General features: G+C 68.3%; 25 protein-coding genes. 1 reads left to right on the forward strand and 24 read right to left on the reverse strand.

Going from position 1 to position 19729, the window contains the following annotated elements; all coding sequences use genetic code 11:
• Positions 1-44 precede the first annotated feature (44 nt).
• From tatA to ACUTAG_RS15625, 23 genes are all read right to left on the reverse strand, one after another.
• On the reverse strand, positions 45-272 hold the full coding sequence (gene tatA, locus ACUTAG_RS15515) for a Sec-independent protein translocase subunit TatA (RefSeq protein WP_006388049.1): 228 nt from the start codon (positions 270-272) through the stop codon (positions 45-47).
• A 14-nt stretch (positions 273-286) separates the two neighbouring features.
• Positions 287-655, reverse strand: coding sequence for a histidine triad nucleotide-binding protein (locus ACUTAG_RS15520; protein WP_020925620.1), 369 nt, complete (start codon positions 653-655; stop codon positions 287-289).
• A 15-nt stretch (positions 656-670) separates the two neighbouring features.
• Positions 671-1021, reverse strand: coding sequence for a phosphoribosyl-ATP diphosphatase (locus ACUTAG_RS15525; RefSeq protein WP_006388051.1), 351 nt, complete (start codon positions 1019-1021; stop codon positions 671-673).
• Positions 1018-1422: a phosphoribosyl-AMP cyclohydrolase gene (gene hisI / locus ACUTAG_RS15530; protein WP_006388052.1), complete on the reverse strand. Its 405-nt coding sequence runs from the start codon at positions 1420-1422 to the stop codon at positions 1018-1020. Before hisI ends, ACUTAG_RS15525 begins: the two co-directional genes overlap by 4 nt.
• Before the next feature lie 2 nt (positions 1423-1424).
• Positions 1425-2243, reverse strand: coding sequence for an imidazole glycerol phosphate synthase subunit HisF (hisF, locus tag ACUTAG_RS15535; RefSeq protein ID WP_006388053.1), 819 nt, complete (start codon positions 2241-2243; stop codon positions 1425-1427).
• Entirely contained in the window at positions 2240-2980 is a 741-nt protein-coding gene (gene hisA / locus ACUTAG_RS15540) for a 1-(5-phosphoribosyl)-5-[(5-phosphoribosylamino)methylideneamino]imidazole-4-carboxamide isomerase (protein ID WP_006388054.1), read from the reverse strand. The genes hisF and hisA overlap by 4 nt, the downstream gene beginning before the upstream one ends.
• A 68-nt stretch (positions 2981-3048) precedes the next feature.
• Positions 3049-3747 (reverse strand): imidazole glycerol phosphate synthase subunit HisH, encoded by a 699-nt coding sequence (gene hisH / locus ACUTAG_RS15545; protein WP_020925619.1) that lies wholly within the window; start codon positions 3745-3747, stop codon positions 3049-3051.
• A gap of 37 nt (positions 3748-3784) precedes the next feature.
• Complete coding sequence (gene hisB / locus ACUTAG_RS15550) at positions 3785-4372, reverse strand: imidazoleglycerol-phosphate dehydratase HisB (RefSeq protein WP_006388056.1); 588 nt, start codon at positions 4370-4372, stop codon at positions 3785-3787.
• Between the two features lie 13 nt (positions 4373-4385).
• A complete protein-coding gene (hisC, locus tag ACUTAG_RS15555) occupies positions 4386-5477 on the reverse strand; it encodes a histidinol-phosphate transaminase (RefSeq protein WP_107316304.1) in 1092 nt (363 codons plus the stop codon).
• Positions 5474-6778: a histidinol dehydrogenase gene (gene hisD, locus ACUTAG_RS15560; RefSeq protein WP_020925617.1), complete on the reverse strand. Its 1305-nt coding sequence runs from the start codon at positions 6776-6778 to the stop codon at positions 5474-5476. Before hisD ends, hisC begins: the two co-directional genes overlap by 4 nt.
• A gap of 45 nt (positions 6779-6823) precedes the next feature.
• Positions 6824-7498 carry an ATP phosphoribosyltransferase gene (gene hisG, locus ACUTAG_RS15565; protein WP_006388059.1) on the reverse strand — a complete coding sequence of 225 codons (675 nt, stop codon included), beginning with the start codon at positions 7496-7498 and terminating at the stop codon, positions 6824-6826.
• Positions 7495-8775 carry a UDP-N-acetylglucosamine 1-carboxyvinyltransferase gene (gene murA / locus ACUTAG_RS15570; protein ID WP_053497790.1) on the reverse strand — a complete coding sequence of 427 codons (1281 nt, stop codon included), beginning with the start codon at positions 8773-8775 and terminating at the stop codon, positions 7495-7497. The genes hisG and murA overlap by 4 nt, the downstream gene beginning before the upstream one ends.
• A 2-nt stretch (positions 8776-8777) precedes the next feature.
• Complete coding sequence (locus ACUTAG_RS15575; RefSeq protein ID WP_006388061.1) at positions 8778-9023, reverse strand: BolA family protein; 246 nt, start codon at positions 9021-9023, stop codon at positions 8778-8780.
• A 5-nt stretch (positions 9024-9028) separates the two neighbouring features.
• Complete coding sequence (locus ACUTAG_RS15580; RefSeq protein WP_020925614.1) at positions 9029-9841, reverse strand: ABC transporter permease; 813 nt, start codon at positions 9839-9841, stop codon at positions 9029-9031.
• Entirely contained in the window at positions 9838-10635 is a 798-nt protein-coding gene (locus tag ACUTAG_RS15585; protein ID WP_020925613.1) for an ABC transporter ATP-binding protein, read from the reverse strand. Before ACUTAG_RS15585 ends, ACUTAG_RS15580 begins: the two co-directional genes overlap by 4 nt.
• A gap of 175 nt (positions 10636-10810) precedes the next feature.
• Positions 10811-11440, reverse strand: a complete 630-nt coding sequence (locus tag ACUTAG_RS15590; RefSeq protein WP_024067426.1) for an MlaC/ttg2D family ABC transporter substrate-binding protein — start codon at positions 11438-11440, stop codon at positions 10811-10813.
• 38 nt (positions 11441-11478) lie between these two features.
• Positions 11479-12288, reverse strand: coding sequence for an MlaA family lipoprotein (locus ACUTAG_RS15595; RefSeq protein ID WP_148317783.1), 810 nt, complete (start codon positions 12286-12288; stop codon positions 11479-11481).
• An 84-nt stretch (positions 12289-12372) separates the two neighbouring features.
• Positions 12373-12873, reverse strand: coding sequence for an outer membrane lipid asymmetry maintenance protein MlaD (gene mlaD / locus ACUTAG_RS15600; protein WP_006388067.1), 501 nt, complete (start codon positions 12871-12873; stop codon positions 12373-12375).
• A 13-nt stretch (positions 12874-12886) separates the two neighbouring features.
• Positions 12887-13675: a lipid asymmetry maintenance ABC transporter permease subunit MlaE gene (mlaE, locus tag ACUTAG_RS15605; RefSeq protein ID WP_020925611.1), complete on the reverse strand. Its 789-nt coding sequence runs from the start codon at positions 13673-13675 to the stop codon at positions 12887-12889.
• Positions 13672-14508 (reverse strand): ABC transporter ATP-binding protein, encoded by an 837-nt coding sequence (locus ACUTAG_RS15610; protein ID WP_006388069.1) that lies wholly within the window; start codon positions 14506-14508, stop codon positions 13672-13674. The genes mlaE and ACUTAG_RS15610 overlap by 4 nt, the downstream gene beginning before the upstream one ends.
• 285 nt (positions 14509-14793) lie before the next feature.
• A complete protein-coding gene (locus ACUTAG_RS15615) occupies positions 14794-15855 on the reverse strand; it encodes an NAD(P)H-dependent flavin oxidoreductase (protein ID WP_054446033.1) in 1062 nt (353 codons plus the stop codon).
• Between the two features lie 19 nt (positions 15856-15874).
• Positions 15875-16852 carry a Bug family tripartite tricarboxylate transporter substrate binding protein gene (locus ACUTAG_RS15620; protein WP_026383371.1) on the reverse strand — a complete coding sequence of 326 codons (978 nt, stop codon included), beginning with the start codon at positions 16850-16852 and terminating at the stop codon, positions 15875-15877.
• 13 nt (positions 16853-16865) lie between these two features.
• Positions 16866-18092: a YbfB/YjiJ family MFS transporter gene (locus ACUTAG_RS15625; RefSeq protein ID WP_148317782.1), complete on the reverse strand. Its 1227-nt coding sequence runs from the start codon at positions 18090-18092 to the stop codon at positions 16866-16868.
• A gap of 65 nt (positions 18093-18157) precedes the next feature.
• Here ACUTAG_RS15625 and ACUTAG_RS15630 point away from each other — a divergent pair, with 65 nt between their 5' ends.
• Entirely contained in the window at positions 18158-19030 is an 873-nt protein-coding gene (locus ACUTAG_RS15630) for a LysR family transcriptional regulator (protein WP_045952912.1), read from the forward strand.
• Between the two features lie 17 nt (positions 19031-19047).
• Here the strand turns inward: ACUTAG_RS15630 and ACUTAG_RS15635 are convergent, their stop codons facing one another.
• Positions 19048-19689, reverse strand: a complete 642-nt coding sequence (locus tag ACUTAG_RS15635) for an OmpW/AlkL family protein (protein ID WP_006388075.1) — start codon at positions 19687-19689, stop codon at positions 19048-19050.
• Positions 19690-19729 lie beyond the last annotated feature (40 nt).

Genomic DNA, 19729 nt, shown 5'->3' on the forward strand with positions numbered 1-19729 from the left:
TGAGGGCCGGCCGGATCAGGCCGGGCCCGGGGGCGCGCAGGCGCTCAGGAGTTGGACTTTTCCTTGGCCTGCACGTCGATGGTGTCGCCGGCCACGCGTTGCTGGGCGATGGGTTCGGCCGGCTTGTCGCCGTTGGCGTCCTTCATGCCTTCCTTGAAGCCCTTGACGGCGCCGCCCAGGTCCGAGCCGATGTTACGCAGTTTCTTGGTGCCGAAGATCAGCGCCACGATGACCAGAACGACCAACCAATGCCAAATGCTAAAGCTACCCATGATGGTTCTCCGTATTACGCAGTGGGGGCCACGCGCCCTTTCCAGGGTCGCTGACCGCCGATGATGTGGAAATGCAGATGCGGGACTTCCTGGCCGCCTTCGACGCCAGAATTGATCATGATGCGAAACCCGCCATCAGGGCCCGGGGTGCAACCGTTTTCAGCGGCAAGCCGCGGCGCCAATGCCATCATTCTACCCAACCAACCTGCGTCCTCGGCCGTAATATCCTGCATGGATATGACATGACGTCGAGGGATCAGCAATAAATGCACCGGCGCGGCCGGGTTGATATCGTGGAATGCAACAAAGTCCTCGTCCTCGTAGACCTTCTTGGACGGGATCTCGCCGGCGGCGATCTTGCAGAAAATACAGTTGGCGCTCATTTTTGCGGTTCCGTGTCAGTCCTGGGGACGGCTGGCCTTCTCGGCCAGGCCCGACAGCCCTTCGCGGCGGGCCAGTTCGGCCAGCACGTCGTCGGGCCGCAGATTGAAGTGCGTCAGCGCGACCAGGCAATGAAACCACAGGTCGGCGGTTTCGCTGACGATGCGCTCGGGCACGCCGTCCTTGGCCGCCATGACCAGCTCGGTGGCTTCCTCGCCAATCTTCTTGAGGAAGGCGTCGGGGCCCTTGGACAGCAGCTTGGCCGCGTAGGAAGCCTTGGGATCGCCGCCGTTCTCGGGGCGGCGGGTTTCCAGGGTGGCGGCAATACGGGCCAGCACGTCGTGGGCGCTCAGGGGCGAATCGGTCATTTGTAGATCAGTTCGGGGTCTTTCAGCACCGGGTCCACCGTGACCCAGCTGGCCTGGTCGGTCTGGCCTTCCAGGCGGCGGTAGAAGCAGCTGGCGCGGCCCGTGTGGCAGGCGATGCCGCCTTCCTGGTGCACCTTGAGCAGCACCACGTCGCCGTCGCAGTCCAGGCGCAGCTCGTGCACCTGCTGCACGTGGCCGGATTCCTCGCCCTTGCGCCACAGGCGCTGGCGCGAGCGCGACCAGTATACGGCGCGGCCGGTGGCGGCGGTTTCGGCCAGCGATTCGCGGTTCATCCAGGCCACCATCATGATCTGGCCGTTGTCGGCGTCCTGCGCGATGGCCGGGATCAGGCCGTTCTCGTCGAAGACGACGTCGGCCATCCAGCTCGGTTCGTTGCTCATCGTCATATCCTCACTTCAATGCCCTGCTCGGCCATGAAGCGCTTGCATTCACCGACCGTGTGCTGGCCGAAGTGGAAGATGCTGGCGGCCAGCACCGCGCTGGCGCGGCCGGTGGTGACGCCGTCGGCCAGGTGCTGCAGGGTGCCGACGCCGCCGGAGGCGATGACCGGCACCGGCACGGCATCCGACACCGTGCGGGTCAGCTCCAGGTCGAAGCCCGACTTGGTGCCATCGCGGTCCATGCTGGTCAGCAGGATCTCGCCGGCGCCGTAGGCGGCCATGCGGCGGGCCCAGGCCACGGCGTCCAGGCCGGTGGCCTTGCGGCCGCCGTGGGTGAAGACTTCCCAGCGCGGCGCTTCGCCCGCGGCCGAGACCCGGCGCGCGTCGATCGCCACCACCACGCACTGCGAGCCGTGGTAGTCGGAGGCCGCGCGCACCAGTTCCGGATTGGCCACGGCGGCGCTGTTGATGCTGATCTTGTCGGCGCCGGCGTTGAGCAGGCGCTGGATGTCGGACACCTGGCGCACGCCGCCGCCCACCGTCAGCGGAATGAAGACCTGCGAGGCGACCTGCTCGATGATGGGCAGGATCAGGTCGCGGCCATCGCTGGTGGCGGTGATGTCCAGGAAGGTGAGTTCGTCGGCGCCCTGCTCGTTGTAGCGGCGGGCGATCTCGACGGGGTCGCCGGCGTCGGCGAGGTTGACGAAGTTCACGCCCTTGACGACTCGGCCAGCGGTGACGTCAAGGCAGGGAATGATGCGGCGGGTCAGCGCGCTCTGGGCGGGCGCGCCCGCCCCGGAGGTACTGCTGGAGGTGGTCATTTGGCCAATTCGTCGGCGCGGGCCTGTGCCGCTTGGAAGTTGAGCGTGCCTTCGTAGATGCTGCGGCCCAGGATGGCGCCTTCGACGCCCTCTTCCTCGACGGCGCACAGCGCCTCGATGTCCTGGATGCCGGCGATGCCGCCCGAGGCGAACACGGGAATGCGCACGTGTTGCGCCAGGCGCACGGTAGCCTCGACGTTCACGCCCGACAGCATGCCGTCGCGGCCGATGTCGGTGTAGATGATGGCTTCGCAGCCGTAGTCCTCGAACTTCTTGGCCAGGTCGAGCACGTCGTGGCGGGTCAGCTTGCTCCAGCCGTCGGTGGCGATCTTGCCGTCACGGGCATCCAGGCCGACGATGATCTGGCCGGGGAAGGCGCCGCAGGCGTCCTGCAGGAAGCCGGGGTTCTTGACCGCGGCGGTGCCGATGATGACGTAGGAGATGCCAGCGTCGAGATAGCGTTCGATGGTGTCGAGATCGCGGATGCCGCCGCCGATCTGGACCGGGATATCGTCGCCGACGGCGTCCAGGATGGCCTTGATGGGTGCTTCGTTCTTCGGTTTGCCGGCGACGGCGCCGTTCAGGTCGACCAGATGCAGGCGGCGGGCGCCCTGGTCGAGCCATTGCGAGGCCATGGAGGCGGGGTCTTCGGAGAACACCGTTGCATCGTCCAGGTCGCCCTGGCGCAGACGCACGCAGCGTCCGTCTTTGAGATCGATGGCGGGGATCAGCAGCATGGTGGGCAGCGGGAAAATATGGGGTTGAATGGGCTGGAGCGCGTGGGCCAGGGCGGTGTGCCCGTGGCTTACGGCTGCCAGTCTACAAAATTGCGATACAGGCGCAAACCGTGCTCGGCGCTCTTCTCGGGGTGGAACTGCACCGCGAAAATGTTAGCTGCCGCCACCGCGCAGGTAAAGGCAACGCCATAATCGGTTTCACCAACGGTCAGGCTCGTATCGGCCGGGTCGGCGTAATAACTATGGACGAAATAGAAATGCGTGTCGTCCGGAATGCCGTCCCAGATAGGGTGAGAGCGCGTCTGGCGCACTTTGTTCCATCCCATGTGCGGGACTTTCAACCGCTCCGGGCGGACATCGACCGGGCCGGCCGTGCCGGTGTCGGCCTCGCAGGCCGCGTCGTCGGCCGCGACCGGGTCGGCGAAGCGCGGGCCGGCAAAGCGCCGCACCACGCCGGGGAACAGCCCCAGGCACGGGGTCGCGCCCTCTTCGCTGGACTCGAACAGCATCTGTTCGCCGACGCAGACGCCCAGCAGCGGCTTGGCGCGGGCGGCCTTGACGACCGCTTCGCGCAGGCCGGATTCATTCAGGGTGCGCATGCAGTCCGCCATGGCGCCCTGGCCGGGAAACACCACGCGGTCGGCCGCGTCGATTTCATGGGGCTGGTTGCAGATGCGGATGTCCGCGTCGGGGGCGGCGTACTTGAGCGCGCGCGCGACGGAATGGAAGTTGCCCATTCCGTAGTCGACGATGGCGATAGTGGTCACTTCGGTTTACCTGGTGCGTGGCGGGAGGTCGCGCAGCTTACAGCACGCCCTTGGTCGAGGGCACGACGTCGCCCATGCGCGGGTCGACTTCGATGGCCATGCGCAGCGCGCGGCCACAGGCCTTGAAGACCGTTTCGCATTGGTGGTGGGCGTTGGTGCCGCGCAGGTTGTCGATGTGCAGGGTGATCAGCGCGTGGTTGACCAGGCCCTGGAAGAATTCGCGCGTCAGGTCGACGTCGAAGGCGCCGATGTGCGAGCGGGTGAAGGGGATGTGGTATTCCAGGCCGGGACGGCCGGAGAAATCGACCACCACGCGCGACAGCGCCTCGTCCAGCGGCACGTAGGCGTGGCCGTAGCGGCGCAGGCCGGCCTTGGTGCCGACCGCCTTGGCGATGGCCATGCCCAGCGTGATGCCCACGTCTTCCACCGTGTGATGCGCATCGATGTGCAGGTCGCCCTCGGCCTTGATGTCGAGGTCGATCAGGCCGTGGCGCGCGATCTGGTCCAGCATGTGGTCCAGGAAGGGCACGCCCGTGTCGATCGTCTGCTTGCCGGTGCCATCCAGGTTGATGGCCACGCGGATGCGGGTTTCGTTGGTGTTGCGGGTGATCTCTGCGGTACGCATGTCAGGGACTCGATTAGGCACTCAGGATTTCTTGCAGTGCCGATAGCAAAGCGGCGTTCTCGGACGGCGCGCCCACCGAGATGCGGAGGCAGCCGGCCAGGAGCGGATGGGCGTTGGAGAAGTTACGAACCAATATTTTGCGCTGTTTCAGGGCAAGATGCACGGCGTTGCCATCCAGCTTGCCGGAAAAGCGCGCGAGTACGAAGTTGGCCGCGGAAGGGAATACCCTGACGCCGGGCAGCGCCGCCAGCGCCGCGGCCAGCGGTTCGCGGTCGGCGCGCAGGCGGGCGGCCTGTTGGTCCAGCACCGGCTTGTGGCGCAGCACTGTCAGCAGCGCTGCCTGGGTCAGCACGTCCAGGTTGTAGGGCGGGCGCACCTTGTCGAACTCGGCGATCCAGTCGGGGTGGCCGGCCAGATAGCCAAAACGCAGGCCCGCCAGGCCGATCTTGGACACGGTGCGCATCACCACCACGTTGGGCGCGTCCAGCAGGCGCGGCATCCAGCTGCGGTCGGTGAAGGGCTGGTAGGCCTCGTCCACCACCACCAGGCCGGGGGCGGCGGCGATGATGGCGGCCATGTCCGCGTCCGACCAGACGCCGCCGGTGGGATTGTTGGGCACGGCCAGGAACACCACCTTGGGCTGGTGTTCGCGGATCGCGGCCAGCATGGCGGGAATATCAAGGGACAGATCGTCGGTCAGCGGCACGCCGACGAAGCGGGCGTGGTCGAAGCGGGCCGCCATGTCGAAATAGACGAACGACGGCCACGGCGCCAGCACCACCTCGCCGGGATTGCAGCAGGCCTGCACCACGATGTGGATCAGTTCGTCCGAGCCGTTGCCGAACAGCACGCCGGCGTCGGCGGGCACGCCGAAGGCCGTCTTCACGGCCTGGCGCAGTTCGGACAGGTCGGCCGCCGGGTAGCGGTTCAGCGGCGTATCGCGCAGCACCCGGGCGAGGTCGTCGCGCACCGCCTCGGGCAGTTCGTATGGCGATTCCATCGCGTCCAGCTTGATGCAGCCTTCGGCGTGCGCCACTGGATACGCGCTCAGTTCACGGATATCGGGCCGGATGGTGCCGGCGATGCGGCCGGCGACCTCGCTCATGGCTGGTCGATCCGGTATTGGGCGCTGGCGGCGTGGGCCTGCAGGCCTTCGCCCAGCGCCAGTTCGGCGGCGATGCGGCCAAGCGTCTGGGCGCCCTGGTGCGAGACCTGGATCAGGCTGGAACGCTTCTGGAAGTCGTACACGCCCAGCGGCGACGAGAAGCGCGCCGTGCGGGAAGTGGGCAGCACGTGGTTCGGGCCGGCGCAGTAGTCGCCCAGGGCTTCCGAGCTGAAGCGGCCCATGAAGATGGCGCCCGCGTGGCGGATCCTGGCGGTCCAGATTTCCGGTTGCTCGGTGGAGATCTCCAGGTGCTCCGGGGCGATGTCGTTGGCGATGCGGCAGGCTTCGTCCAGGTCGCGCACCTGGATCAGCGCGCCGCGGTTGGCCAGGCTGGTGCGCAGGATGTCGGCGCGCGGCATGGTCGGCAGCAGGCGGGCGATGGCGGCCTCGACCTCGGCGATGAAGGCGGCGTCCGGGCACAGCAGGATGGATTGGGCCAGTTCGTCGTGTTCGGCCTGCGAGAACAGGTCCATGGCGATCCAGTCGGCCGGTGTCTTGCCGTCGCAGATCACCAGGATTTCGCTGGGGCCGGCGATCATGTCGATGCCGACCACGCCGAACACGCGACGCTTGGCGGCGGCCACGTAGGCGTTGCCCGGGCCGACGATCTTGTCCACGGCCGGCACGGTGGCGGTGCCGTAGGCCAGCGCGCCCACGGCCTGCGCGCCGCCGATGGCGAACACGCGGTCGACGCCGCTGATGGCGGCGGCGGCCAGCACGATGGGGTTGCGCGCGCCGTCCGGCGTGGGCGTGACCATGACCAGTTCCTGCACGCCCGCGACCTTGGCCGGGATGGCGTTCATCAGCACCGACGACGGATACGCGGCCTTGCCGCCCGGCACGTACAGGCCGACGCGGTCCAGCGGCGTGACCTGCTGGCCCAGCACCGTGCCGTCGGCCTCGGTGTAGGTCCAGGTCTCGGCGCGCTGGCGCTCGTGGTAGCGGCGCACGCGCTCGGCGGCCGCCTGCAGCGCGTCGCGCTGGGCGGCGGGCAGCGCGGCCAGGGCCGCATGCCAGTCGGCCTTGGGGATTTCGAGCGTGTCCGCGGACGCGTGCGGCATGCGGTCGAAGCGCTGGGTGTATTCCACCAGCGCGGCGTCGCCGCGGGCGCGCACGTCGGCCAGGATGCCGGCGGCGGCGCGGTCGATGGACTCGTCCTCGGTGGCCTCGAAGGCCAGCAGCTTGGACAGGGCGGACGCGAATCCGGGATCGCGGGAGTCGAGACGATTGATCAGGGCCATGGCGTTCAGGCGGGTGGCGGCCGCCGCGTGGGGCGGCGGCCTGGGTCAGGCGTTGCGGGAAGCGGCGCGCTCGAAGGCGTCCAGCAGCGGTTGCAGGCGTTCGCCGCGGGTCTTGAGCGCGGCCTGGTTGACGATCAGGCGCGAGGAGATCGGCATGATGTCCTCGACCGCGACCAGGTCGTTGGCGCGCAGCGTGCCGCCGGTGGACACCAGGTCCACGATGCAGTCGGCCAGGCCCACCAGCGGTGCCAGTTCCATCGAACCATACAGCTTGATGATGTCCACGTACACACCCTTGGACGCAAAGTGTTCACGGGCTGACTGCACGTACTTGGTGGCCACGCGCAGGCGCGCGCCCTGGTGCACCGCGGCTTCGTAGTCGAAGCCGTTGCGCACCGCCACGGCCAGGCGGCATTTGGCGATGTTCAGGTCGATCGGCTGGTACAGGCCGCCGGGCTGCTGCGCGGCGTGCTCGATCAGCACGTCCTTGCCGGCGATGCCGAGGTCGGCCGCGCCGTACTGCACGTAGGTCGGCACGTCCGAGGCGCGCACGATGATCAGGCGCAGGCCGGGGTCGCTGGTCGGCAGGATCAGCTTGCGCGAGCTTTCGGGGTTCTCGGGCACCTCGATGCCGGCTTCCGCCAGCAAAGGCATGGTTTCTTCGAAGATCCGCCCCTTGGACAGAGCCAGGGTCAGGGGCGCGAGAGGGGCATCGCTCATGCCGATTCCTTGCCGCTAGTGCGTTCAACAACGCGTTGGATATTGGCGCCCAGGGCGCGCAGCTTGACTTCCATCCGGTCGTAGCCGCGGTCCAGGTGGTAAATGCGGTCGACCAGCGTGTCGCCATCGGCGGCCAGGCCGGCGATGACCAGGCTGGCCGAGGCCCGCAGGTCGGTGGCCATGACCGTCGCGCCCGACAGGCGGGCAATGCCGCGGACGATGGCGGTGTGGCCGTCGATGTCGATGTCCGCGCCCATGCGGCGCAGTTCCTGCACGTGCATGTAGCGGTTCTCGAAGATGTTCTCGACGATCACCGAGGTGCCTTCGGCCACCGTGTTCAGCGTCATCAACTGGGCCTGCATGTCGGTGGCGAAACCGGGGTATTCATGGGTGCGGAAGCCCACCGCCTTGGGGCGCGCGGACATGGCGCCGCGAATCCAGTCGGGGCCGGTCTCGATAGCCAGGCCGGCCTCGGCCAGCTTGTCGAGCGTGGCGCCGAGGATGCCGGCGTCGGTGTTGCGCAGCACGATGTCGCCGCCGGCCGCGCCGACGGCGCACAGGAACGTGCCGGCCTCGATGCGGTCGGAGATCACGCGGTGCTCGGCGCCGTGCAGGCGCTCGACGCCGTCGATCACGATGCGGTCGGTGCCGTGGCCCTGGATGCGAGCGCCCATCTTGATGAGCAGCTCGGCCAGGTCCACCACCTCGGGTTCGCGCGCGGCGTTTTCCAGCACGGTCTGGCCTTCGGCCAGCACCGCCGCCATCAGCAGGTTCTCGGTGCCGGTGACGGTGACCATGTCGGTGCGGATCGAGGCGCCCTTCAGGCGCTTGGCGCGCGCCACCACGAAGCCGTGCTCGATGCTGATTTCGGCGCCAAGCGCCGCCAGGCCCTTGATGTGCTGGTCCACCGGCCGCTGGCCGATGGTGCAGCCGCCGGGCAGGCTGACGCGGGCCTCGCCGAAGCGCGCCACCAGCGGGCCCAGCACCAGGATGGAGGCGCGCATGGTCTTGACCAGGTCGTACGGCGCTTCGAGGCTGTCGACGCGGTCGGCCTGCAGGGTCACGATGCCGTCGCTGCCGCGCTCGGCGCGCACGCCCATGCGGCCCAGCAGGCGCAGCATGGTGGCGGTGTCGTTCAGGTGCGGCACGTTGGCGATGGTCAGCGGATCGGCCGTCAGCAGGCCGGCGCACAGGATCGGCAGGGCCGAATTCTTGGCGCCGGAAATGGTGACTTCGCCGTGCAGGCGCGCGCCGCCGGTAATGCGGAGTTTGTCCATGGTTACTTGCCCGCCTGGGCGTATTCGGCGGGGGTCAGGGTGCGCATCGACAAGGCGTGGATCTCGGCCTTCATGCGGTCGCCCAGCGCCGCGTAGACCAGTTGATGGCGCTGGATCAGGCGCTTGCCTTCGAAGGCGGCGCTGACGATGACCGCGTCGAAATGCGAGCCGTCGCCCTGTACGTCGAGGTGTTCACAGGGCAGGCCGTCCGCGATGTATTGGCGGACTTGCGCGGGAGTGGGAAGCATGGACGTCAGTTCCTGAGTTTGTAGCCGCTGGCCAGGAGCCGCAGCGCATAGATCGAAAGCGCGAGGAACACCCCCGTCACCACCGCCAGGCTGCGCCAGGGGGAGACGTCCGACACCGAGAAGAAGCCGTAGCGGAAACCGTCGATGGTGTAGAAGATGGGGTTCCAGTGCGACACGCCCTGCCAGAAGGGCGGGAGCGTATGGATGGAATAGAACACGCCGGACAGGAAGGTGGCCGGCATGATGAGGAAATTCTGGAACGCCGCCAGCTGGTCGAATTTCTCCGACCACAGACCGGCGATCAGGCCCAGCGTGCCCATGATGCCGCAGGCCAGCACCGCGAACACCAGCAGCCACAGCGGGTTGGACGGCACCAGCGAGACGAAGAACAGCGCCACCACCCATACGCACAGGCCCACGGCCAGGCCGCGCACCACGGCCGCCAGCACGTAGGCGGCGAAGATGTCGCGGTGCGACAGCGGCGGCAGCAGCATGAACACCAGGTTGCCGGTGATGCGGCTCTGGATCAGCGACGACGACGGGTTGGCGAAGGCGTTCTGCAGCATGCTCATCATCATGAGCCCGGGGATCAGGAACGCGGTGTACGGCACGCTGCCGTAGACCATGACGCGCCCTTCCAGCACGTGGGCGAACACCAGCAGGTACAGCAGCGCGGTGATGACCGGCGCGGCGATGGTCTGGAAGCTGACCTTCCAGAAGCGCAGCAATTCCTTGCGCAGCAGGGTCGGAAAGCCCGAACCCGCGTCCAGGCGGGGCTGCACCAGCGGCTGGCTGGCATTGGCGGCGGGCTGCGTCATTGCGAAATCTCTTCGGGTTGCAAGGCGTCGTCCTGGTGCATGATGCGCACGAAGGCGTCTTCGAGGTCAACGCCGCCGACGCGCGCCAACAGTGCCTGGGTGGTGTCCAGCGCCACGATGCGGCCGCCCTTGAGCATGGCGATGCGGCCGCACAGGGCCTCCGCTTCTTCCAGGTAGTGGGTGGTCAGCATGATGGTGTGGCCGGCCTTGTTCAGGCGCGAGATGAACTCCCACAGGGTGCGGCGCAGGTCCACGTCCACGCCCGCGGTGGGCTCGTCCAGCACGATCACGGGCGGGCGGTGCACCAGCGCCTGCGCCACCAGCACCCGGCGCTTCATGCCGCCGGACAGCGCGCGCATGTTCGAGTTGGCCTTGTCGGCCAGGCCCAGGTTGAACAGGATCTCGTCGATCCAGTCGTCGTTCTTGCGCAGGCCGAAATAGCCGGACTGGATGCGCAGCGTTTCGCGCACGGTGAAGAACGGGTCGTAGACCAGTTCCTGCGGCACCACGCCCAGCGCCCGCCGCGCCGACTTGTAGTCGGCCACGACGTCGTAGCCACAGACGGTGGCGCGGCCGCTGGTGGCGTGCGCCAGCCCGGCCAGGATGGAAATCAGGGTGGTCTTGCCGGCGCCATTGGGACCGAGCAGGCCGAAGAACTCGCCGTGCTCGATATTCAGGCTGACGTCGTTGAGCGCCTGGAAACCGGCGCCGGACGCGCGCCCGGTGAGCTTGCTCCAGCCGCTGCGGCGCGGCGAGTAGATTTTGGAGACGTTCTCAAGACTGACGGCAGACATGACGGCGGCGAGGGGTGCCCGGAAAAGAGCGAATTGATCATTATATAAGCGCCCCGCTACGCAAGGCGCCGATAGCCCCGGGGCGCGTGGGGGCGCTGCGGCCCGATTTGTCCCCAAAACAATCGGCCCGGCGGGCCGCAAGGGCGCGCCGGGCCGAGGCGGATCGGACGGAATCCTACTGATTGCGCTGGTTCAGCGCCTTGATCAGGCCGTCGATGCCGTTCTGGTTGATCTGCTGGGCGAACTGGTTGCGGTAGTTCTCGATCAGCCAGATGCCTTCGACGTTCATGTCGTAGATCTTCCAGCCCTGGGGCGTTTTTTCCAGGCGGTAGTCGACACCCGTGGGTTGGCCGTTGGCCTGGCTGATGAGCGTGCGCACGACCACGTCGTCGGCCTTGGGGTCGCCGCGGAACGGCAGCGCCGTGACCTTGGTGCCGGACGTGACGCGGGTCAGCGCGCCGCTGTAGGTGCGCACCAGGGTGCCGCGGAAGGCGTCGGCCAGGGCGGTCTTCTGTTGCTCCGTGGCCTGGCGCCAGTAGCGGCCGGCGGCCAGGCGCGTGGTCTTCTGGAAGTTGACGTACGGCAGGATGTGCTCGTTGACGACCTGGTTGATGCGCGCGGTGTTGCCGGCCTTGACGGCGCCGTCGGCCTTCAGGACGTCCAGCGCTTCGTTGGCCGCGCCCAGCACGAACTGGTCAGGCGCGCCGTGCGCGTCCGGTTGCGCCTGGGCGGCGGCTGATGCCGCCAGGCCCAGCAGGCCGGAGAAGGCGACGCGCCGGAGCAGGGAAAAAAAGGAAAACCGCATGAAAACTCCTTGCTGTACTGATAACGCAATCCAACAGCTTACTTGGTTGCGGGAACCGGCGCTGGCGCCGCGGCGCCCTTGCCCTTGCTGGCGGCGCCTTCGTCCTCGTCGTCTTCGTAGTTCGGCAGGCTGGATTCGTCGTCCACGCGCTGGCCGGCCACCATGGCGGCGCGCCGCTGCAGGTAGGCGTCGCGCACGAAGCTGTACGGATCGAGCGCCACGCGGTCGACGGTGTCGGTGGCGTTGAGCAGGCTGGCGCGGGTATCGACCACTTCCAGGCCCCACAGCGAATTGCGCAGCGCCACGTTGTCGATGGCGCTCACGCCCATGTAGCCGTGCATGCGGCCCTGCCAGTCGCCGACCAGGCCGACGCCGTCGCGCACGCTGGCCGAACCGAAGAACGGCAGCACCAGGTACGGACCCTGGCCGAAGCCCCACACGCCCAGCGTGGTGCCGAAGTCGTTGGGGATCTTGCGCGCGCCGTTGGCCGAGGCGACGTCGAAGCAGCCGCCCACGCCCATGGTGGTGTTGAACAGGAAGCGGCCGAGCGTGTTGACGAAGTCGTGGCCGCGGCCCTGCAGGAAGCTGTTGGTACCCGACCAGAGGTCGCCGACGTTGCTGAAGATGTTGTGCACGCAGCTGCGCACCGGCTCCGGCGTGACGTAGGTGTAGGCCTGCGCCACCGGCTTGAAGACGGCGCGGTCGACGGTGTCGTTGAACTTGTAGACGCCGCGGTTGAAGCCTTCCCAGGGATCGCGCGGATCCGGCTGCTGCGGCGCGGCGCAACCGGCCATCAGTGCGCCGGCGGCGGCGATGGTGGCGATTCGGGAAAGAGCTTTCTTGTTCATGATCAGGGCATCCCTATCAACAGATATCTATTCTTATTGCAGCGTGCGCCGCGCGCGGATGTGGCCGCGCGTGACGGATCCTCTTTAATTCGGGGCTTTCGCTTCCGGCGAGCCACCCGCGTTCGAGCCTTCCTTCTCGGCCGTGCCGTACAGGAACTTGCTGATCAGCTGTTCCAGCACGACGGCGCTTTGGGTATAGCGGATTTTGCCGCCATCGGCAAAGTTGTCCTCTTCGCTGCCCGGGGTCAGGCCCAGGTACTGTTCACCCAGCAGGCCGGACGTCAGGATGGCCGCGGATGAGTCCTTGGGGAACTGGTAGGCGGTTTCCAGGTTCATCGACACGACGGCCTGGAAAGTCTTGTCGTCAAAGGAGATTCCGGCGACCCGGCCCACCACCACACCGGCGCTTTTCACGGGGGCGCGCACCTTGAGGCCGCCTACGTTATCGAAATTGGCCGTCAGCGTATAGGTGGGGGCAAAAGAAAAGGTGCTCAAGTTGCCGGCGCGCAACGCCAGGAACGCCAGCGCGGCCGCGCCCAGCAAGACGAACAGGCCTACCCAGAAATCGGTTTTTTCGCGAGACATGATCGATCCGTAATCAGTTTCCAAACATCAAGGCGGTCAGCAGGAAGTCCAGCCCCAGCACCGCCAGCGACCCCACCACGACCGTGCGGGTGGTGGCGCGGGCGACGCCTTCCGGGGTGGGCTTGGCCTGCCAGCCTTCGTAAAGCGCCACCAGCGTCACCGTGACGCCGAATACCAGGCTCTTGATGACGCCGTTGACGACGTCGTTCCAGACGTCCACGCCGCCCTGCATCTGCGACCAGAAGGCGCCGGCGTCGACGCCGATCATCAGCACCCCGACCACCCAGCCGCCCAGGATGCCCACCATGGAGAACACGGCGGCCAGGATCGGCATGGCGATGATGCCGCCCCACAGGCGCGGCACCAGCACCCGGCGCATCGGGTCGACCGCCATCACTTCCATGGCCGACAGTTGCTCGCCGGCCTTCATCAGGCCGATCTCGGCGGTCAGCGAGGTGCCGGCGCGGCCGGCGAACAGCAGCGCGGTCACCACCGGGCCCAGCTCACGCACCAGCGACAGCGCCACCAGCAGGCCGAGCGATTCCTCGGCGCCGTAGCGGTTCAGCGTGTAGTAGCCCTGCAGGCCCAGCACGAAGCCCACGAACATGCCGGACACGGCGATGATCAGCAGCGAGTAGTTGCCGATGAAATGAATTTGCTGCGACACCAGCCGCGGCCGCGACAGCGCGATGCCGCTGCGCGCCAGCATGGCGCCGAAGAAACGGGTGAAGTAGCCGATGCCGGCGATGCGGGTGCGCACCCAGCCGCCCAGCGCGCCGATGGCGTTGTTGGATCCGCTCATGCCTTGCGCCCTTGTTGTTGCGAAAGCCACTTCTGGAAAGCCGGCGTTTCGGGGTACTGGAACGCGACCGGGCCGTCGGGTTCGCCCTTCAGGAATTGCTGCACGTAGGGGTCCGGCGAGGCCGACAGGCTGTCGGGGCTGCCGGCCGCCTTGAGCTGGCCCTGGCCGACCAGGTACACCTGGTCGGCGATCGCGAACGATTCGTGCACGTCGTGGGTGATCAGCACCGAGGCGCAGCCCAGGCGGTCGGCCAGGCTGCGGATCAGGCGGGCGGTGATGCCCAGCGAGATCGGGTCGAGGCCGGCGAAGGGTTCGTCGTACAGGATCAGTTCGGGTTCCAGCACCACCGCGCGGGCCAGCGCCACCCGGCGGGCCATGCCACCGGAGATTTCGGCCACCTTCAGGTGGGCGGCGGCGCGCAGGCCGACGGCGTCGAGCTTGTCCAGCACGCGGGCGGTGATCTCGGGTTCGGCCAGCCGGGTGTGCTCGCGCAGCGGGAAGGCGACGTTCTCGAACACGTTCAGGTCGGTGAACAGCGCGCCCTGCTGGAACAGCACGCCCATGCGCTTGCGCAGCGACTGCAGTTCGGCCCGAGTGGCCCGGGCGATGTCCTGGCCGAACGCCAGCACGGTGCCTTGTTGCGCGACGAGCTGGCCGGTGGCCGCCCGCAGCAGCGTGGTCTTGCCGGAGCCGGAGCCGCCCATGATGGCGACCACCTGGCCCGAGCGCACTTCCATGGAAATGCCGCGCAAGACGGTGAAATCACCGTAGCCTAGCGCCACATCCTGCAGGCGCAGGGCGAATTCCGGGGTGCTGCGGGTTTGATCGGGCATGGGCAACAAGCGGGTGTTTCGGTGGCGGATGCCCTGCCGCCGCGCTCATGCGCGGGCGGGGAGCCGGCCGGCGCGAGCGAGGCGGGCTGCGTCGGGAAGCGCCCTGTTACTCATATGCCGGGGACGGGGAAAGTCCGGTCGCACCCGGCGGCGAGGGGCCATTGTAGCCCGACGAATTGTCACCGCAGTGGGATATGACTGTCCGTGGAACAGTGTTTTCGCCCACGGGAACAATCCGGGGACGCCTTGGAGCGTCCTCGGCTTGCGCCCGGCGTTCGGATGGCGTCAGCCGCGACCGCGGGCGGCGGCGGTCTCGCGCGCCAGCCGCGCCACCAGCGCGGCCGTGCTTTCGCGCCGGGCGAGGGGCGCGCCCTGGCCCGCCCACAGCGACAGCACGGCGATATTGCCGGCCTTGCCGCCGGCCGTGCGCATGGGACGCGTCAGCGCGTTCTGCAACGGGTACGGCAGGATGTCGTCCGATAGTTCGTCGGCGTCGCGCATGAAAGAATTGACGATGCCGCGCGCCGGCCGTCCGGAAAACGCCCGGGTGACGCGCGACTGTTCCGACCGGGAGGCCGGCAGCACCGCCTTGTAGGCGTCGCCGATCCCCGCTTCGTCGGTGGTCAGGAAAGCTGTCCCCATTTGTGCGGCGCTGGCGCCCAGGGCCAGCGCGGCGGCGATGCCGCGCCCGTCCATGATGCCGCCGGAGGCGATCACGGGGATCGACACCGCGTCGGCCACCTGCGGCACCAGCGCCATGGTGCCGATCAGCGAATCCTCGAAATCGTCCAGGAAGGTGCCGCGGTGCCCGCCCGCCTCGGCACCCTGGGCCACGACGGCATCCACCCCGTCCTGTTCCAGGGCCACGGCCTCGCGCACGGTGGTGGCGGTGCCGACCGTCAGGATGCCCAGTTCGCGGCAGCGCGCCAGGGCGTCGGCCGGCATGCGGCCGAAGGTGAAGCTGAAGACCGCGGGCCGCAGGCGCAGCACCGCCTCGATCTGGCCGGGCAGCGGATCGGGCTGCGGCCCGGGCGCCACGGGCGCCGGCAGGCCCAGCTGGGCGTGGTAGCGCGCCAGCAGGTCCAGCATGCGGCTGGCATCGCCATCGAAGGGTTGCTCGGGCACGGAGGCGAACAGGTTGATGGCGAATGGCCGGTCGGTGCGCTCGCGGATGGCGCCGGCGGCCGCCTCGATCTGTTCCGGGCTCAGGTAGGCCGCCCCGAGCGACCCCAGGACGCCCGCCTTCGAGGCCTCCGACACCAGCTCCACCGTCGTCGCGCCGCCGGCCATGGGCGCCTGGATGATGGGGTGGTCGAGCTTGAGCAGGTCGAGAAGGCGGGATGTCATGGGAATACTCCTGGTTGGCTTACTGGAGCTGGATGTTTCCAGCCTTGATGACTTGCGCCCACTTGGCCGTTTCGCTCTTGATGAACGCGCCGAATTCCTCGGGCGTGCCGCCGCCGGCCTGGCTGCCGGTGTCGGCAATGGCCTTCTGCACGTCGGGTTCCTTCAGGATGCGGTTGAACTCGGCATTGAGCTTGGCGATGATGGGCGCGGGGGTGCCGGCGGGGGCGACGATGCCCTGCCAGTTGTACGACTCGAAGCCCGGCAGGCCGGATTCGGCCATGGTCGGCACGTCCGGCAGCACCGCGAGGCGCTGGGCGGAGGTCACCGCGATCGGGTGGATCTTCTGGCCCTGGATGGCCGGCAGCGCCGAGTAGCCCATCTCGAACATCATCGAGATATGGCCGCCCATCAGGTCGGTCGCGGCCAGGCTGCCGCCCTTGTAGGGCACGTGCACGATGTCGATTTTGGCCTGCTCGCGGAACATCTCGCCGGACAGGTGGTGCGCGCCGCCCACGCCCGACGAGCCGAACGACAGCTTGCCCGGCTGCTTCTTGGCCATGGCGATCAGGTCGGCCAGGGTCTTGACCGGCAGTTCGTTGTTCACGCTCAGCACCAGCGGGCTGTTCTCGATCAGGATGACCGGCGCCAGGTCCTTCTGCGGGTTGTACGGCATGTCCTTCATCAGCGACGGGTTGACCGCCATCGGCGCCAGGTTGCCCGTGCCGATGGTGTAGCCGTCGGGCGCCGCCTTGGCGATCAGGTTGGTGCCGACCACGCCGCCCGCGCCCGCCTTGTTCTCGACCACGATCGGCTGGCCCAGCGATTCGCCCAGCTTGCGCGCCAGCAGGCGCACGCGGGTATCGGCAAAGCCGCCCGGCGCGTAGGGCACGATCATGGTGATGGGCTTGGCGGGCCAGTCGGTGGCCTGGGCGTGGGCGGTACCGCCCAGGGCGGCAAAGGCGGCCAGGGCGGCGACCAGGGGACGTAGCGATTTCATGCTGGGTGACTCCTCATTCTTGATGTGACGGTTCCTGGGAACCGATCGCATTATGCCCAGCGTTCGTGCCCGCGGTGCTGATTTTTCCCAAGCGCCAGGCCGACAGCGCCAGCAGCGCCGCGCCTGCCGCCAGCACCTGCGGCAGCGTCGCGCCCCAGCGCGCGGCGCCGGAAGCCAGCAGCGGCCCCACGATCTGGCCGGCGGCGAAGGCCGAGGTCATGACGGCCGCGGCGCGTGGCGCGGCACTGCCGGCCAGCCGCTGCGCCACCAGCATGCCCGACTGCGTGATGACCATGAACGTGCCACCGACCAGCAGCGCGGCGACGATGACCGCGGCGATGTCGTGCCACAGCGCCACCGCCAGCATGCCCAGCGCCATCAGCGCCTGCGCGCCGCGCCACACCGTCTTGTCGTCGCGTGCCTGCGCCACGCGCGGGGCCAGCAGGCACGACAGCGCCGCCGCCAGGCCGAATAGCGGCCAGGCCCAGCCGAACACCGCCGGATCGGGGATGATCTCGCGCGCCATGGCGGGCAGGAACGTGGCCGGGATGATGTAGCCCGCACCGAAAATGCCATAGTGCAGCGCCAGCCGGCCGATGCCGGGCGGCAGGCGGGCGGGCGCGGGCGCCGAGGCCAGGTGGCGGGCCGGCCGGGGGCGATTCAGCCCCGGCCAGGCCAGTACCGCCAGCGCCAGGGTCAGCGCGCCCAGCGCGGTCCAGTTGGCATTGGCGTCCGCGCCCGCGGCCATCAATACCAGGCACGCCAGCCCGGTCAGCGCGATGCCGGCGCCGACGCCCGCGTAGGTAATGGCCGACACCGCCGGCGCGCGGGGATCGCCCGGTCCGACGGCGCGTGAAGCGGCCACGCAGATGAAGGCGCTGGCGCTGCCGTACCCCGCCGCCAGCCGCAGCAGGCTCCAGGCCAGGACGTCGTGGAACCACGGCATCGCCAGCGTCAGCAGCGCCACGGCGAGCAGGCTCACGGCCAGCATGGCGCGCGGATGGCGCGGCGGCCGCAGGGCCGCGGCCAACGCGCCCAGCAGGTAGCCGGCGTAATTGGCCGAGGCCAGCCAACTGCCCTGCGCCAGCGACAGCCCGGCCTCCTGCGCCATCAACGGCCACACGGGCGTGAAGGCGAAGCGGCCGATGCCCATCGCCGCGGCCAGCGCCAGCGCGGCCGGCAGGGCCAGGCCGAGGGCGCCGCGGGGACGGGCGGTATCGGGGTGGGTGGCTATTGACATGGCTCCCACTCTACGGCTGTACTAATATCTTGAATAGTGAATTATTAAGAATACGAGTTCTTGAAATGAGAAACTTGGATCTCGATGCGCTGCAGATCTTCAAGGCGGTGGCGGACCATGGCGGCGTGGCGCGCGCGGCGGCCCACCTGAACCGGGTGCAGTCCAATGTCTCGACGCGCCTGAAGCAGCTGGAAGCCACGCTGGAGGCGCCGTTGTTCCGGCGCCAGAACCGCCGCCTGGTGCTGTCCGAGCAGGGACGCGTGCTGTTGTCGTATGCGGACCGGTTGCTGCGCCTGTCGGCCGAGGCCCAGGCGGCCGTGCGCGATGGCGCGCCGCAAGGCCTGCTGCGTATCGGCACCATGGAAAGCACGGCCGCGGCGCGGCTGCCGCCGATCCTGGCGGCGTATCACGCGGCCTGGCCGCAGGTGCGCATCGAACTGGTGACGGGCACGTCCGGCGCGCTGGCCGCCAAGGTGCGCAACTATGAGATCGAGGCCGCTTTCGTGGCGCAGCCTTTCGAGGCCCAGGGGCTGGCGCAGCAGCCGGCGTTTGATGAAGAGCTGGCGCTGATCTCGCCGCTGGCCTGGCCGGAAATCCACGGCCCCAAGGACGTCGGCGATCGCAGCGTCATTGCGTTCGCGGCGGGCTGCTCGTACCGCCGCATCCTGGAGGCCTGGTTCGGCCAGGAAGGCGTGGCCCCGGACAAGGTGATGGAATTCGCGTCGTACCACGCCATCGTCGCGTGCGTGGCCGCGGGGTCGGGCGTGGCGATCGTGCCGCGTTCGGTGCTGGCGCTGCTGGGGGCGGAGCCGTCGTTGCGCGTGACGCCGCTGTCCGGCAAGCATGGCCGGGCGCAGACGCGATTGGTCTGGCGCGCGGACGACGAAACGCCTGCATTGCAGGCGTTGCAGCAGCTACTGGCGCAGCGGCGCCAGTAGCCGGTGGCGCGGCAAGATCAGAAGCGGTAGCCGACGCCCAGCGTGGCGACCCAGGGATTGATGCGCGCGGTGCCGATGTGTTCGCCGTTCAGCTTCACCTTGGACTTGATGTCGATGTAGCGGATGTCGGCGTTCATGAACCAGCGTTCGCTGATCTTGATGTCCGCGCCCAGTTGCGCGGCCACGCCCCAGGAATCGCCCAGCTTCAGGTCGGAACCCTTGAGCGCGCCCTCGGCCTTGGTGTCGAAGAACTTGGTGTAGTTGATGCCGACGCCGATGTAGGGCTGCACCATGCTGTCGGGCAGGATGTGCCATTGCAGGCTGAGCGTGGGCGGCAATTGCTTGCTGGAGCCGATCTTGCCCAGGCCGCTGCCGCGCACGTCGTGCTCGAAGGGCCAGGCGCCCAGCAGTTCGATGCCGATGTTGCGCGTGGCCATGTACGCCAGCGTGAAGCTGGGACGCACGTTGTTGTTGACGTCGAGCTTGACGCTGCCATCGAGCACGGAGCCGTTGTTGGACGAGGGGCGAACCTGCGTCGCGCCGACGCGGAACAGGATGTCGCCGGCTTCGTGGGCCTGCGCGGGGGCGGCAAGCATCAGGGTGGCGCCGCAGGCCGAGGCCAGGGCAAGAGCGCGGGTGCGCCGATACATCGCGAACATTTCCTCTCTCCGTGTATTGCGTGAATGTAGGCATTCAGGT

This window comes from Achromobacter sp. CSND-B12 (genome assembly GCF_052906545.1).

Coding starts and splice junctions, on each gene's coding strand:
- tatA (WP_006388049.1), bottom strand. CDS start 272: ATGGGTAGCTTTAGCATTTGGCATTGGTTGGTCGTTCTGGTCATCGTG.
- ACUTAG_RS15520 (WP_020925620.1), bottom strand. CDS start 655: ATGAGCGCCAACTGTATTTTCTGCAAGATCGCCGCCGGCGAGATCCCG.
- ACUTAG_RS15525 (WP_006388051.1), bottom strand. CDS start 1,021: ATGACCGATTCGCCCCTGAGCGCCCACGACGTGCTGGCCCGTATTGCC.
- hisI (WP_006388052.1), bottom strand. CDS start 1,422: ATGAGCAACGAACCGAGCTGGATGGCCGACGTCGTCTTCGACGAGAAC.
- hisF (WP_006388053.1), bottom strand. CDS start 2,243: ATGACCACCTCCAGCAGTACCTCCGGGGCGGGCGCGCCCGCCCAGAGC.
- hisA (WP_006388054.1), bottom strand. CDS start 2,980: ATGCTGCTGATCCCCGCCATCGATCTCAAAGACGGACGCTGCGTGCGT.
- hisB (WP_006388056.1), bottom strand. CDS start 4,372: ATGCGTACCGCAGAGATCACCCGCAACACCAACGAAACCCGCATCCGC.
- hisC (WP_107316304.1), bottom strand. CDS start 5,477: ATGAGCGAGGTCGCCGGCCGCATCGCCGGCACCATCCGGCCCGATATC.
- hisD (WP_020925617.1), bottom strand. CDS start 6,778: ATGGCCCTGATCAATCGTCTCGACTCCCGCGATCCCGGATTCGCGTCC.
- hisG (WP_006388059.1), bottom strand. CDS start 7,498: ATGAGCGATGCCCCTCTCGCGCCCCTGACCCTGGCTCTGTCCAAGGGG.
- murA (WP_053497790.1), bottom strand. CDS start 8,775: ATGGACAAACTCCGCATTACCGGCGGCGCGCGCCTGCACGGCGAAGTC.
- ACUTAG_RS15575 (WP_006388061.1), bottom strand. CDS start 9,023: ATGCTTCCCACTCCCGCGCAAGTCCGCCAATACATCGCGGACGGCCTG.
- ACUTAG_RS15580 (WP_020925614.1), bottom strand. CDS start 9,841: ATGACGCAGCCCGCCGCCAATGCCAGCCAGCCGCTGGTGCAGCCCCGC.
- ACUTAG_RS15585 (WP_020925613.1), bottom strand. CDS start 10,635: ATGTCTGCCGTCAGTCTTGAGAACGTCTCCAAAATCTACTCGCCGCGC.
- ACUTAG_RS15590 (WP_024067426.1), bottom strand. CDS start 11,440: ATGCGGTTTTCCTTTTTTTCCCTGCTCCGGCGCGTCGCCTTCTCCGGC.
- ACUTAG_RS15595 (WP_148317783.1), bottom strand. CDS start 12,288: ATGAACAAGAAAGCTCTTTCCCGAATCGCCACCATCGCCGCCGCCGGC.
- mlaD (WP_006388067.1), bottom strand. CDS start 12,873: ATGTCTCGCGAAAAAACCGATTTCTGGGTAGGCCTGTTCGTCTTGCTG.
- mlaE (WP_020925611.1), bottom strand. CDS start 13,675: ATGAGCGGATCCAACAACGCCATCGGCGCGCTGGGCGGCTGGGTGCGC.
- ACUTAG_RS15610 (WP_006388069.1), bottom strand. CDS start 14,508: ATGCCCGATCAAACCCGCAGCACCCCGGAATTCGCCCTGCGCCTGCAG.
- ACUTAG_RS15615 (WP_054446033.1), bottom strand. CDS start 15,855: ATGACATCCCGCCTTCTCGACCTGCTCAAGCTCGACCACCCCATCATC.
- ACUTAG_RS15620 (WP_026383371.1), bottom strand. CDS start 16,852: ATGAAATCGCTACGTCCCCTGGTCGCCGCCCTGGCCGCCTTTGCCGCC.
- ACUTAG_RS15625 (WP_148317782.1), bottom strand. CDS start 18,092: ATGTCAATAGCCACCCACCCCGATACCGCCCGTCCCCGCGGCGCCCTC.
- ACUTAG_RS15630 (WP_045952912.1), top strand. CDS start 18,158: ATGAGAAACTTGGATCTCGATGCGCTGCAGATCTTCAAGGCGGTGGCG.
- ACUTAG_RS15635 (WP_006388075.1), bottom strand. CDS start 19,689: ATGTTCGCGATGTATCGGCGCACCCGCGCTCTTGCCCTGGCCTCGGCC.